This is a genomic window from Xanthomarina sp. GH4-25, assembly GCF_045363175.1.
In the GTDB taxonomy this organism is placed as follows: domain Bacteria; phylum Bacteroidota; class Bacteroidia; order Flavobacteriales; family Flavobacteriaceae; genus Xanthomarina.
Genome location: NZ_JBJFLO010000004.1, coordinates 229,614 through 242,781, shown reverse-complemented (window position 1 = coordinate 242,781; position 13,168 = coordinate 229,614). Strand labels below are relative to the sequence as shown.

At 32.2% G+C, this 13,168-nt stretch carries 11 protein-coding genes; 3 read left to right on the top strand and 8 right to left on the bottom strand.

Annotated features, from left to right (window positions below; all coding sequences use genetic code 11):
* Positions 1-145: 145 nt before the first annotated feature.
* Both ACI5KZ_RS07440 and ACI5KZ_RS07435 read right to left on the bottom strand, forming a co-directional pair.
* A complete protein-coding gene (locus ACI5KZ_RS07440) occupies positions 146-844 on the bottom strand; it encodes a LytTR family DNA-binding domain-containing protein (protein WP_109308346.1) in 699 nt (232 codons plus the stop codon).
* A complete protein-coding gene (locus ACI5KZ_RS07435) occupies positions 841-1,812 on the bottom strand; it encodes a sensor histidine kinase (RefSeq protein ID WP_406847331.1) in 972 nt (323 codons plus the stop codon). Before ACI5KZ_RS07435 ends, ACI5KZ_RS07440 begins: the two co-directional genes overlap by 4 nt.
* A gap of 195 nt (positions 1,813-2,007) precedes the next feature.
* Between ACI5KZ_RS07435 and ACI5KZ_RS07430 the strand changes: the two genes are divergently transcribed.
* Complete coding sequence (locus tag ACI5KZ_RS07430; protein ID WP_109308344.1) at positions 2,008-2,895, top strand: thioredoxin family protein; 888 nt, start codon at positions 2,008-2,010, stop codon at positions 2,893-2,895.
* Here the strand turns inward: ACI5KZ_RS07430 and ACI5KZ_RS07425 are convergent.
* From ACI5KZ_RS07425 to ACI5KZ_RS07405, 5 genes are all read right to left on the bottom strand, one after another.
* A complete protein-coding gene (locus ACI5KZ_RS07425) occupies positions 2,892-4,661 on the bottom strand; it encodes a MutS-related protein (protein ID WP_406847330.1) in 1,770 nt (589 codons plus the stop codon). The genes ACI5KZ_RS07430 and ACI5KZ_RS07425 overlap by 4 nt on opposite strands.
* Positions 4,662-4,759: 98 nt before the next feature.
* The gene (locus tag ACI5KZ_RS07420) at positions 4,760-5,506 is read right to left on the bottom strand and encodes a succinate dehydrogenase/fumarate reductase iron-sulfur subunit (RefSeq protein WP_109308342.1); all 747 of its coding nucleotides are present in this window, start codon (positions 5,504-5,506) and stop codon (positions 4,760-4,762) included.
* 7 nt (positions 5,507-5,513) lie between these two features.
* Positions 5,514-7,526: a fumarate reductase/succinate dehydrogenase flavoprotein subunit gene (locus ACI5KZ_RS07415; protein ID WP_109308341.1), complete on the bottom strand. Its 2,013-nt coding sequence runs from the start codon at positions 7,524-7,526 to the stop codon at positions 5,514-5,516.
* A 14-nt stretch (positions 7,527-7,540) separates the two neighbouring features.
* A complete protein-coding gene (locus ACI5KZ_RS07410; protein ID WP_109308340.1) occupies positions 7,541-8,212 on the bottom strand; it encodes a succinate dehydrogenase cytochrome b subunit in 672 nt (223 codons plus the stop codon).
* Between the two features lie 113 nt (positions 8,213-8,325).
* Positions 8,326-9,210 carry a hypothetical protein gene (locus tag ACI5KZ_RS07405; RefSeq protein ID WP_406847329.1) on the bottom strand — a complete coding sequence of 295 codons (885 nt, stop codon included), beginning with the start codon at positions 9,208-9,210 and terminating at the stop codon, positions 8,326-8,328.
* A 201-nt stretch (positions 9,211-9,411) separates the two neighbouring features.
* On the opposite strand from ACI5KZ_RS07405, the gene ACI5KZ_RS07400 reads away from it, so the two are divergent.
* On the top strand, positions 9,412-10,701 hold the full coding sequence (locus tag ACI5KZ_RS07400) for an aminopeptidase P family protein (protein ID WP_406847328.1): 1,290 nt from the start codon (positions 9,412-9,414) through the stop codon (positions 10,699-10,701).
* A 117-nt stretch (positions 10,702-10,818) separates the two neighbouring features.
* Positions 10,819-11,859: a DUF481 domain-containing protein gene (locus tag ACI5KZ_RS07395; RefSeq protein WP_123808334.1), complete on the top strand. Its 1,041-nt coding sequence runs from the start codon at positions 10,819-10,821 to the stop codon at positions 11,857-11,859.
* Here the strand turns inward: ACI5KZ_RS07395 and brnQ are convergent, their stop codons facing one another.
* The gene (gene brnQ / locus ACI5KZ_RS07390) at positions 11,860-13,140 is read right to left on the bottom strand and encodes a branched-chain amino acid transport system II carrier protein (protein WP_109308337.1); all 1,281 of its coding nucleotides are present in this window, start codon (positions 13,138-13,140) and stop codon (positions 11,860-11,862) included. It abuts the gene before it with no gap.
* Positions 13,141-13,168 lie beyond the last annotated feature (28 nt).

Here is a 13,168-nt window from a genome sequence, read left to right as displayed (position 1 = left end):
CTAAAAGACCAGTAAGATTATAATCTTGCTGGTCTTTTTTTCTGTGTTTGTGCATTTTAAGTTTTAAAAAACTTGAAAATTGTATCGAGAACAATGTACATTTCTCAATACTATTTCAACCCATCTAATTACTCAATGTGATGGTTCATTCTTTAATGTTTAGTTTCTTCAACAAATCTTGTTTAAATGTTCTGCCTATTGGAATTCGTGTTCCTTGAACATAGATTTCATTGCCCGAAATTTTTTCAACGTAAGCTTTATTAATAATAAACGATTTATGCACTTGTATAAATTGGTTATCGGCTAATTTACAAGTCCAGTTTTTTAAAGAGTCTATATATGTTAGTTTTTTATTTTTTGTTATTACAGAAATATAATTTCTGCTAGATTCAAGATAGACAATACTATTTGTTTCAATTTTATGTAATGTCTTATCTACGTTTAAAAAGAAAAATTCCTCTCCTTCTATTTTAGAAATTGGTATAGGAACCCTTATGCGTTCTTTCGCCTTATTTATTGCTTTTAGAAACCTATCGAACGAAAAAGGTTTTACCAAATAGTCGACAATGGTTTCAAGCTCATAACTACTAAGTGCATAATCAGGATAAGCCGTAGTCATAATAATAGCTGGAGGGTTTTTAATGGTTTTTATAAAATCTATTCCAGAGATATCAGGAAGATTGATATCTAAAAAAACCAGGTCAACCTGATTGTTGTTTAAAAAAGAGTTGGCTTCAATGGCTGCTTTAAAAACACCTTGCAATTCAACATTAGGAAGTTTTTCCAAATAATTTTTTAAAATTCTTTGAGCCGGAATTTCGTCTTCTATAACAATACAGGTCATACCAATTCTAATTTTAAATAGACTTTAAACATCTCCTGCTTTTCAATTTTATATTCGTATTTATCTTTATAAATTAATTGTAAGCGTTTTTCTAAATTTTGTAATCCTATTTTAAACGATTCCAGATTTGTTTCATTTTTATTATATTCATTCTCACACATGCATTCTAAAGTACCTTGCTTTTCCTCTATGTCAATATTAATATGACTATTCAGAATGCTGTGTTTAAATGCATTTTCAATAATAGTAATTAAAAGAAGTGGTGCAATATTAAGGCTGTCGGATTCTATATTTTTTGAATAGGTGATGGTTTTGACACCTTCGGTTCGTAATTCTTGAAATTTCATATAGTTATCAATAAACTGTATTTCTTTTTCAAGGGAAATTGTTTTAGCATTACTTTCATATAACACATGTTTTAAATTATCTGAAAGCATTAAAATAAGTTCTGGAGCTTCATTTGGTTTCTCTAATGCATAAGAATAAATGGTGTTCAGATTATTGAACAACACATGAGGATTGATTTGCGATTTTAAGAATTTCAACTCCATTTCTAGATGTTCCTTTTTTACTTGTTCTACTTCATCTTGCTTATCCAAAAAACGATACAGCATCCAAATAAAAGAAAAGAAAATAAGTGGTACTAAAGTTTGCCACAAATAATCACTCAAACACTTCATGATGGAACAACCACATTGCGCAAAAACGTTGCAATACAATTGTGTGGCAAAAAAAGAAATGGCTGCAAACACAAAAGCGTACAAAATATAGAGTCGTTTTTTTATGAAAAACGGCAACAACAACAAGTTATTAACGTAAACAATAACCACCAAAATAGAGACATATTGCAAAAAGGGATTTTCTCGCCAATAGTATTGAGAAAACACAAATAAAGACACAAACACAAACAACATCCAGAATAGGATGTGTACTAAAATTTGTGAGGTATGTTTTTTTAAAGGTCTCAAGTTAAATTATCTTTTGTTGAAAGTAAATAGAATTATTTATTCCATCAAACTAAATGTACAAAAGTCAATAATAAAGCAACAAACAACCATTTATACCTAAAAAACCCCCTTTGGTATATTTAAATATGTTGAAAATACAGATAATTAGTTACTAGACTCTTAACATCATACTTTTATAAAAAAAACGAAACAATTATGAAACGAACAATACTAATAGCAATCGCTCTTTTAAGTTTTTCAATTATTGAGTCGCAGACTTTAAACCAACATGTTTTAGATGAAGGAGGCAAAGACATGCTCTTAGGGACTATTAATAAAGAAGGTCTTTCTAAGGCGCCATTTAAGGAGTGGTTTACTAAAAATTATGACGATTATGAGGTAAATGAAAAAATAGTAGAAAAATTAAAAGATTCTCTAAATCAATATACAATCAAAGTGTTTTTAGGAACTTGGTGTGGAGACAGTAAACAAGAAGTTCCCAGATTATACAGCATTTTGGAAACTGCAAATTTTCCTGAAAACCAATTAGAAGTTATTGCTCTAGACCATTCAGATGCAGCTTATAAAAAAGGGCCAAATGGCGAAGAAAAGGGTATGCGAATTCATAGAGTACCAACTATTATTTTTTTAAAAGATGGTAAAGAAACAAATAGAATTGTAGAACATCCTGTTGAAACTTTAGAGCGTGATATGCTTAATATTGCAAATGGAAAGCGTTATACACCAAATTATCCTGCAGCAAATTTTTTGCAAAATCAATTAGCAGAAATTACAATAGATAGTTTACAAAAAGATGAAAACAGACTGGTTTCTATGCTATCTGAGTATGTAAAAGGCAGCAGAGAATTAAATACTTTAGGTTATGTTTATTTAAGAGCAAATGACATTGATAAAGCTTTGTATGTTTTCGATTTAAATACGAAAATATTCCCCTATAAATACAATGTGTACGATAGCTTAGGGGAAGCCTATTATAAATCTGAAAATAACACAGAAGCCCTAAAGAATTATTACAAAGTTTTAAGTTTAAAGCCTGACGATAAAAATGCTGTTGAAATGATTGAAAAGATAAAAAAAAGCTAAATAATCTCCATCTTTTTCAATAAGAAACTCGCATTCATATTTTGGCAAATACCATCTTTAAATTTATAATCGAAAAAAAGTTCATCATTAATTATTTGAGCATCAAAAAAGTGGTTTTTAACTTCGGATAATTCTTTGGAAATTTCACACAAACTTAAATCGTGTGTTGCTATAATTCCAGTGGCATTTCCTGCAACCAGTTTTTCAACAAACTTACGAGAACCAATAGCTTTGTCTGTAGAGTTTGTCCCTTTTAAAATTTCGTCTAAAATAATGAAATAAGAGTCTTTTGCAATTTCATCAACAATAAACTTCAGTCTGGTTAATTCTGAAAAGAAATAACTACTATCATCAGTTAAAGAATCGCTTGTTCGCATGCTTGTTACTAGTTTTACTGGAGCATATTTACTAGAAGTTGCACAAACTGGCAAACCTGTATTTGCCATAATAATATGCAAAGAAACCGTTCTTAAAAATGTGCTTTTCCCAGCCATATTAGCTCCAGTTACAATAAAGAATTCCTGATTATGGATTTCTAAATTGCTAGTCACGCGTTTATTTTTATCTAATAATGGATGCCCTAAATCTACAGCTTCAATAACTGTTTTAGTGGCTACAATTTCTGGGAATACATACTCTGGGTGATTAAAGGCATAATTTCCTAAGCTGTTATAGGCCTCGAAAAACGAAACCACTTCAAACCAGTGAAACACTGTTGTTTTATATTGAGAAATCCACTGTTCAATGTTGTATGTGTTTTTTAAATCTGAAAGAAAAAAACCGTTTCCAAAGATGGCAGAAATCATATTATTTCTATTGTCTAATGCATCTAAATGTTTTGAAAATTTAGAAAATATGTCGGATGCTTTTTTGTGTTCTTGCTGAATATATGCTTGCTTATTTTTTAATAATTCTGAAGAAAAAGTCTCGTTCTCAATTTGCTTAAGAAGCAATGCATATTGTCTAAAGGTATCTCTTACTTTGTCTGTATGACTTGCTAAGATGTTAATTTTTTTTAGGTACAATCCAGTAATAATTAGACCTAATAACAACCAGTAACCAACAAAACCTAAACTTATTATTTTAAATATTCCAAGAGCTACAACCACTATAGATGCTAAAGAAAAAACTTTTGGCAACCATGTCATTATTTTTGGGAGAAATACTTCATGACTATTTAACCATTTTATTATTTTTACAGCTGGTGTCTCTGCTTCAATTAATGTTGCAAAAGCTGAATACTGTTGTCGCCATTCTGGTTTATCTGCTAATTCTTTAACGGCCTTTTGTTTTAATTCTATCTCATCAATAACATTTGCTGTTAAAGCTTTCGCCAAAGTTTCTGCACCTTCATTTATAGTGGTCCTATTTATAAATTGAAAGAAAGATCCTCTTCCAAATAAATCGATATCTAAACTATAATAATGAAGTGGATCCTGAAATTGTTCGCCTGTATCTCTATGATGAAAATCTCCTGAAGCAATTTTTATTTCTTCTTCATTTATTGCTACCAAAGCTTTACTAACATCTCGTAAGCGCTTAATATCTGTGTATTTTGACAATAAGAAAATAAAGATGGTAACTCCAATAATTCCTATTCCTAAGGCCACTTGCCACATGTTAAACGTGACATAAATTCCAGCAAACACAAGTAAAAAAATAAGCAGTCTCAAACTACTCATTCCAATTAATTTCTTATTGAATTTCTTTAAGTCTTGTTGATGTTTTTCAAGTTGCTGTTTATAAAATGTACTCGGATGATTCATAACGAAAATTGAACTGTAAAGAAACAAAAATCCCAAGACATAGCTTGGGATTTAATAATTGAAATTGATTTATAAGTTACCTGTTTCACAGGAATAAATTACCCTTTTAAACTTGCTTTTAAATACTCTCTATTCATACGAGCAATATTTTCAAGTGAAATTCCTTTTGGGCATTCTACTTCACAAGCTCCAGTATTGGTACAGTTACCAAAACCTTCGTCGTCCATTTGTTTTACCATATTTAAAACTCTATCTGTAGCTTCAATTTTCCCTTGTGGTAACAAAGCAAACTGAGATACTTTTGCAGACACAAATAACATGGCACTAGAGTTTTTACAACTAGCAACACAAGCACCACAACCAATACAGGTAGCTGCATCAAAAGCTGTATCTGCATCGTGTTTATTAATTGGAATAGCATTCGCATCTATGGTATTACCAGAGGTGTTTACAGAAATAAACCCTCCAGCATGTTGGATACGATCGAAAGATGTTCTATCTACTATTAAATCTTTAATTACTGGAAAAGCTGCTGCTCTAAATGGTTCGATATAAATTGTATCTCCATCTTTAAACATTCGCATATGTAACTGACAGGTAGTAACACCTCTGTCTGGACCATGTGCTTCTCCATTGATATAAAGTGAACACATACCACAAATCCCTTCACGACAATCGTGATCGAAAGCTACAGGCTCTTCGTCTTTATTAATTAAGTCTTCATTTAAAACGTCCAGCATTTCAAGGAAAGACATATCTGGAGAGACATCATTGACTTTATAATCAACTAAACCTCCTTTATCTTTAGCGTTTTTTTGACGCCATATTTTTAACGTTAAATTCATAGCTTTCCTATTTGTAACTTCTTTGTTTTAATTCAATATCTTTAAACTCTAAATCTTCTTTATGAAGAACCGCATCGCTTGGCTCTCCTTTATATTCCCATGCAGCTACATAAGCAAAATTTTCATCGTCACGTTTTGCCTCTCCTTTTTGCTCACCATCAAGCTCAACAGCATCTTCTCTAAAGTGCCCACCACAAGATTCTTCTCGATGTAAAGCATCCTTTGCGAACAACTCTCCTAATTCTAAATAATCGGCAACACGTCCAGCTTTTGCTAACTCATCGTTAAACTCTTCGTTAGTTCCAGGCACTTTAACATCTTTCCAGAATTCTGCACGAAGTTCTTTTATTTCTTTAATGGCTTCGGTTAGACCTTGAACGTTTCTTGCCATTCCAACTTTATTCCACATAATTTTTCCAAGTTTCTTATGGAAATGGTCTACTGTGTGTGTTCCTTTATTATTTATTAAATGATTGATTTGGTCTCTAACACCTTTTTCAGCTTCCTCAAATTCTTTTGAGTCTGTAGAAATTGGTCCAGTTCGGATATCATTTGATAGATAATCTCCTATCGTATAAGGCAATACAAAATATCCATCAGCCAAGCCTTGCATTAAAGCTGAAGCTCCAAGTCTATTAGCTCCATGATCTGAAAAATTAGCTTCACCAATACAATATAACCCAGGAACAGTTGTCATTAAGTTATAGTCAACCCAAATACCTCCCATCGTATAATGCACAGCAGGATAAATCATCATAGGTGTATTATATGGGTCTTGATCTACAATTTTCTCGTACATCTGGAATAAGTTTCCGTATTTATTCTTGACAACTTCTTGTCCTAATTTTTTCACTAAAGCAGCATCGTTGACATCTAAATGATGAATAAGCGCTTGTTCTTTTCCGTAGCGTTGAATAGCAGAAGCAAAATCTAAAAAAACGGCTTCACCAGTAGCATTGACTCCAAAACCTGCATCGCAACGCTCTTTGGCTGCACGAGATGCCACATCTCTAGGTACTAAGTTTCCAAAGGCTGGATAACGACGTTCTAAGTAATAATCTCTGTCTTCTTCTTTTAACTCTTTTGGTTTTAATTTTCCAGATCTTATGGCTTCGACATCTTCTTTTCTTTTTGGCACCCAAATACGTCCATCATTACGTAAAGATTCAGACATCAATGTAAGTTTAGACTGATGATCTCCCGAAACAGGAATACATGTTGGGTGAATTTGTGTATAACAAGGGTTTGCAAAGTAAGCACCACGTTTATGAGCTTTCCAAGCAGCTGTTACATTTGAACCCATAGCATTTGTTGAAAGAAAGAAAACGTTACCATAACCACCAGTTCCAAGCACAACAGCATGTGCTGAATGTCTTTCAATCTCACCAGTAATTAGGTTACGAGTTATAATGCCACGTGCTTTTCCATCTACAACAACCACGTCTAACATTTCGTGACGGTTGTACATTTTAATTTTACCACGACCAATTTGACGGTTCATAGCAGAATATGCCCCTAATAATAATTGTTGTCCTGTTTGTCCAGCAGCATAAAATGTTCTGGAAACCAAAACCCCACCAAACGAACGGTTGTCTAAATACCCTCCATATTCACGAGCAAAAGGAACACCTTGTGCCACACATTGATCGATAATATTTGCAGAAACTTCTGCTAACCGATAGACATTAGCTTCACGAGAACGGTAATCTCCTCCTTTTACAGTATCATAAAACAATCTATAAGTAGAATCTCCATCACCTTGATAATTTTTTGCTGCATTAATCCCACCTTGTGCTGCAATAGAATGTGCACGTCTTGGAGAATCTTGAAAACAAAATGCTTTAACGTTATACCCAAGCTCTGCTAGAGTAGCAGAAGCTGAGCCTCCTGCTAATCCTGTTCCAACTACAATAACATCGATGTTACGTTTGTTTGCAGGATTAACAAGATTGATGTTGTTTTTATAATTAGTCCATTTGTCTGCAATTGGACCTTCTGGTATTTTAGAATCTAAAGCCATATTAGATATATTTTTTAGTGATTAAAATGATGAAATAACGCAATAACGATAAATCCTAATGGAATAAGAATCGCATATGCTTTTCCAAATCCTTTTAATCCTTTTGTGTATTTGTTATTTGCTCCAACAGATTGGAAAGCAGAATTAAAACCATGTAATAGATGAAGTGCTAAAAACACGAAACCTATGCAGTATAAGGCTACACGCCAAATTGGAACAAATTTTTCCTGTAATTCATGAAAATATCTAAATTCACCATCGTGCATTCCAGACATGTCACCAATTATATATTTGGTATTAATTTCTGGAAACCAAAAATCTAAAAAGTGAATAATTAAGAAAATTAAAATGAAAAGTCCACTGTAAATCATGTTTCTGCTCATCCATGTTGAATTGGCAGCACCATTATTTTTGGCATAACTAATGTGTCTTGCTTTTCTGTTTCTAATTTCTAACACAAAACCCATGATAAAATGGAACAACACACCAAACATTAGGATGGGTTGCATAACAAATTGAATTAACCAATTGGTTCCCATAAAATGAGATACCTCATTAAAGGTGTCTGCACTAAATACTGACATTAAGTTAATTGCAAAGTGTTGTAGTAAAAAAATCATTAGGAAGAGTGCCGAAAGTGCCATGGCAAATTTTCTTCCAATCGAAGAATTCAAAATTCCGCTCATTGTTGAAGTTTAATTTATATCTAACAAAGATACACTTCCAATCAGTTTTAGACAAAAGCGAAGCACTTTAATATAAGTATTTAGAATGATTTTAAACAAAAACAAAAAGTCGATTAGTTGGAAACCATAGGCTTCAACCCTCTCAATCCCATATCAACAACTTGTTCGCCAGCTTCAGGTTCATATTTCCCGTCGGCATTGACTTCGGTCCATTCAAAACTATTGTTAATTGAAAAAGATAAGGTAACCACCACATTTTCAATTTCGTTTCCAGTTAGAGTTAATCCATTTTCAAATTGTCCAGTTACTACACAAGACCCTTGAGGTATTGGTGATGAGTCAAATAATGGATTAGGTACTGTTGTTGCTCCAGGAGGCGCTTGACCTTGAGAGGTGAAACCTAACGTTTCAAAAGCCCAAAATCCTTGTAATTTATTTTCGTTAACACTAAAGGTGCTTCCATTTAAATTGAATGAAGAAACATAGGTGTTATAACCTACAAAACTGGCTAATGTTCCTGTGTAATCTACACCATTAATCAATAAGTCAATATCTCCTTCTTGGTAAGCCAAAGACACCCGAACCCAATTGTAATCTCCTGGAGCTACTTGACTAAGTGGAACTGATAAGAACACCTCATTATTTCCTGCAAAAACAGCATTTTGAAAATCGATTGCTTCTGGTCCTCCGGCTGTTGTTTTAACGCCTTCAAAAATAATTTCACCATCACCTAAACCCGTTAAAGCATCCTGAGCAAACTCAATATAATTAGCACTCATTTTAGAAATGGTTGGCGATTGAGCTGCATTACCTACTGGAACACTTGCCGGTTGCCCAATATTATTTAATCGTTCTTGATTGGGATCAAACTTTAGTTTTATAATTAAATTAGCTTCAGATTCCGACTCCAGATCTATACAACAATCTATATCCTCATTGTTATTACAAGAGTAAAAAAATAATACAGATAATAAAAAAAGAGATTTTAGTAATTTCATAACTTGGGATTATTTAGTTAGTAAAGCAAAATAATGACTTATAAATTCATGTTAATAACTTGAAAAGCAACCAAAAAGTATGTTTCAGTTAAATATTTTATAAAGTAAGTCGTCTTTTATATTTGCCAAAAGGAAATCCGTATTTTTGATGAAATAATTAATATAATTTCCTGAGAGACGGAAATGAAAAATAAATTTTTTATGAAATATCATTTAATCAACAACAACCTTTTTATAAAAAACCGCAAAAACTTTACTGCTAAAATGAAGCCCAACAGTTTAGCTGTTTTTAATTCGAACGATATATATCCTATTGGAGCAGATAGCACAATGCCTTTTCAACAAAATCGAGATATTTTTTATTTAAGTGGTGTCGATCAAGAAGATAGTATTTTGGTGTTATTTCCAGATTGTCCAAAAGAGAAACATCGTGAAATTTTATTCTTAAAAGAAACCAACGATCATATTGCAGTTTGGGAAGGTGAAAAATTAACCAAAGAGGCAGCACTTAAAACTTCTGGGATTAAGACTGTTTATTGGCTACAAGATTTTGAAAAAATAATGCATGAATTAATGTCTCAATCAGATACTGTCTATATTAATACTAATGAGCATTATAGAGCTAATGTTGAAACAGAAACTAGAGAAGACCGTTTTAATAAATGGCTAAAGAAAAAATACCCAGCACATGCTGTTGCCAAAAGCAATCCTATTTTGCAAAGGCTACGTTCAGTTAAAGATTCTATAGAGTTAGATTTATTACAACAAGCTTGCGATATTACCGAAAAAGGTTTTAAACGTGTTTTAAATTTTGTTAAACCAAATGTTTGGGAATACGAAATTGAAGCTGAGTTTATGTACGAATTTTTAAGAAACCGTTCTAAAGGATTTGCTTACACACCAATTATTGCCTCAGGAAATAATGCAAATGTGTTGCATTATATTGAAAACAATCAACAATGCAAAGCAGGCGATTTAATCTTAATAGATGCAGGAGCAGAATACGCTAATTATTCAAGCGACATGTCTAGAACCATCCCTGTTTCTGGCAGGTTTACCAAGCGTCAGAAAGAAGTTTATAATGCTGTAAATCGTGTAAAAAATGACGCCACTAAATTATTAGTACCAGGAACAATTTGGGAAGATTACCATGTGGAGGTTGGAAAATTAATGACTTCAGAATTATTAGGCTTAAAACTATTGGATAAAACTGATGTAAAAAACGAAAACCCAGATTGGCCGGCGTATAAGAAATACTTCATGCATGGCACCTCTCACCACATGGGATTAGACACACATGATTATGGTATTTTAACAGAACCAATGCAAGAAAATATGGTCTTTACCGTAGAGCCAGGAATCTATATTCCAGCTGAAGGTTTTGGTATAAGATTAGAAGACGATGTGGTGATTCAAAACCAAGGAGAACCTTTTAACTTGATGAAAAACATTCCAATTGAAGCTGAAGAGATTGAAGATTTAATGAATTAATTTAAAATCTTTTAGTGAATAAAAAACCTCATCTGTTAAAAACTCATGAGGTTTTTATATTTTTACTCTTAATAACAAAAGCAAAAAACTAAATTTACTTTAGAAAAAATTCAAATCTTGAATAAAACAACATCTTACATCTTTCTACTTTTTTTGTTTTTAGTTTTTCCTTTTAAAAAAGTGATGGCTCAAAAAACGGATACCATCTACCATGTAAATAAAAATATTCTAACTGGAGACTTTAAAAGTTTATCTTATGGCATAGTTACATGGAAAATGGACGGCATGGGTACCATTAGCCTTGAAGAAATAAAAATAAACACCATTATTTCGAACAAACAATTTGAAATAAAAATGAGAGATGATTTAATGTATTTTGGATCTCTGGAAGCTTCAAACGAATATCGTAAAGTTTATATAGTTACTATAACCGATAAAATACTTGTAAAAGTAGAAGATATTGTAGAAATATATCCCATAAAAAGTAGTTTTTGGATGAAAATAAGTGGCGATTTCAGCTTTGGATTTAATTATTCTAAGGGTAGTGATGTTGGTAACCTTTCTTTCTCTGGTAATATAGATTACAGAAAAAAGAAAACATTTTTTGAATTGGATTGGGATCAAAATAACACCTACCAAGCAGACACCTTAGGCGCTCGAAAAGCAGACGTCACAATTTCATGGCAGCGTTTACTTAAAAACGGTTGGTCTTCACAAGTTTCTACTGGGTTTAATCAAAATTCCGAACTTGGGTTAAAAGAAAGATGGATTGTTAATTTAATGGGAGTTAAAGACATTTCCTATAATAACTGGAACCGACTTTATGGAGGTGCTGGTCTTAACCTTTCGCATGAAGTACCATATGGTGGTGTGTCAGAACAAAATGATCTTGCAGGTGTTTTCCAAGTTGTTTGGAAAGTTTATAAATATAAAGAACCAAAATTATGGGTTGATGCGGATATTAGTTTTTTACCTTATTTTACTGATTCGGGAAGATATAGAACCGAATTCAACTTAAATCCAAAAATAAATTTATTCACGAACGACTTTAAATTTGGAATGAAATTTTATTACTCCTACGACAGTAAGCCTCCTACCGAAACAGCTTCAACTAATGATTATGGTGTGAATTTCCAATTATCTTACTCGTTCCATTAATTATAAAATATGTTCTTTTTTCAAAAGAATAATATTTCCCAAAATAAAAGTTAAAATTGCTGGCAACACCCAACCCAAACTATATTTAGCTAAGGGAATTAAATCGATTATTGGTTGTATTGTTTCGATAGAAATTAGAAACTTTAAAAAATCTGGAATACTAAAAATAAATGTTACTAAAACAACAGCTCTAAAGACCCATTGAGAAGCAAATTTATTAGGAATCACATTTAAAATAATTAGAACAATGGTTATTGGGTAAATAAACATTAGGGCTGGTAACGCAACTTCAATAATAAAACCAACATGATAACTCCCAACGACAACTCCAATTATACAACCTATTAGTGCTGTTACTATATAAGCTATTTTAGAATTGTTAAACAATCCTTTTATATAATCTGAAGTTCCTGTTACAATTCCTACAGCAGTAGTAAAACATGCCAAAGCTACCAAAACACTTAAAAACAAAGATCCAATATGTCCTAATGTCAATCTGCTTAATCCTGATAACACTTCTATTCTTGTAGCACCCTTAGGGAATTCGGTTTGAAACAAAGATCCACATAAAATTAAACCAGCATAAATAACCAGTAATCCAGCTCCAGCAATCCAAGCAGACTTTGTTAATAATTCTCTTTTGGCTTGGTAGGAACCGTCTCTTTTTAATTTTAAAGAAATTACAACAACGGCTCCAACAACTATTGCACCAATGGCATCAAATGTTTGGTAGCCTTCTAAAATTCCATTAAAAATAGGAGCTTCTAAAAAGGTCTGACTAACTGCCACTGGAGATGTAATAATTCCAATAAAAATTATTGAAAGTAAAATAACCCCTATTAATGGCGTTAAATATTTTCCTATAACATTTAAAATTTTAGAACGATTTATAACAAACACAAATACTAAAGCAAAATAAATGGTACTAGTAAATAAGGCACTTGAATTAAAAAATGGCGCTATAGCAATTTCATGAGTTACAGATGCTGTTCTAGGCGCTGGTAAGGAAATTGAAATTATGTAAACCAAAAAACAATAAACAGAACTAAAAATAGGAGATACTTTTTTTCCAAAATCGAACATGGTGCCTTGTAGTTTTGCATGTGCTAAAATTCCTAAAATTGGAATTAATACAGCTGTAATTACAAAACCTATAGTAACAATAAACCAATCGTTTCCAGAAGTGAATCCTAAAAATGGTGGAAGAATTAAATTTCCTGCTCCAAAAAATAATGAGAAAAGTGCAAACGATGTTACAAGAACTTCTTTTGTTTTATTCATAAACCTTCTAGTCTTTATATCTTTGCGC

Bases quoted from the DNA above. Each gene is read 5' to 3' on its own strand.
- ACI5KZ_RS07415 (WP_109308341.1), bottom strand. From the start codon at position 7,526: ATGGCTTTAGATTCTAAAATACCAGAAGGTCCAATTGCAGACAAATGG.
- ACI5KZ_RS07410 (WP_109308340.1), bottom strand. From the start codon at position 8,212: ATGAGCGGAATTTTGAATTCTTCGATTGGAAGAAAATTTGCCATGGCA.
- ACI5KZ_RS07405 (WP_406847329.1), bottom strand. From the start codon at position 9,210: ATGAAATTACTAAAATCTCTTTTTTTATTATCTGTATTATTTTTTTAC.
- ACI5KZ_RS07400 (WP_406847328.1), top strand. From the start codon at position 9,412: ATGAAATATCATTTAATCAACAACAACCTTTTTATAAAAAACCGCAAA.
- ACI5KZ_RS07425 (WP_406847330.1), bottom strand. From the start codon at position 4,661: ATGAATCATCCGAGTACATTTTATAAACAGCAACTTGAAAAACATCAA.
- brnQ (WP_109308337.1), bottom strand. From the start codon at position 13,140: ATGAATAAAACAAAAGAAGTTCTTGTAACATCGTTTGCACTTTTCTCA.
- ACI5KZ_RS07440 (WP_109308346.1), bottom strand. From the start codon at position 844: ATGACCTGTATTGTTATAGAAGACGAAATTCCGGCTCAAAGAATTTTA.
- ACI5KZ_RS07430 (WP_109308344.1), top strand. From the start codon at position 2,008: ATGAAACGAACAATACTAATAGCAATCGCTCTTTTAAGTTTTTCAATT.
- ACI5KZ_RS07420 (WP_109308342.1), bottom strand. From the start codon at position 5,506: ATGAATTTAACGTTAAAAATATGGCGTCAAAAAAACGCTAAAGATAAA.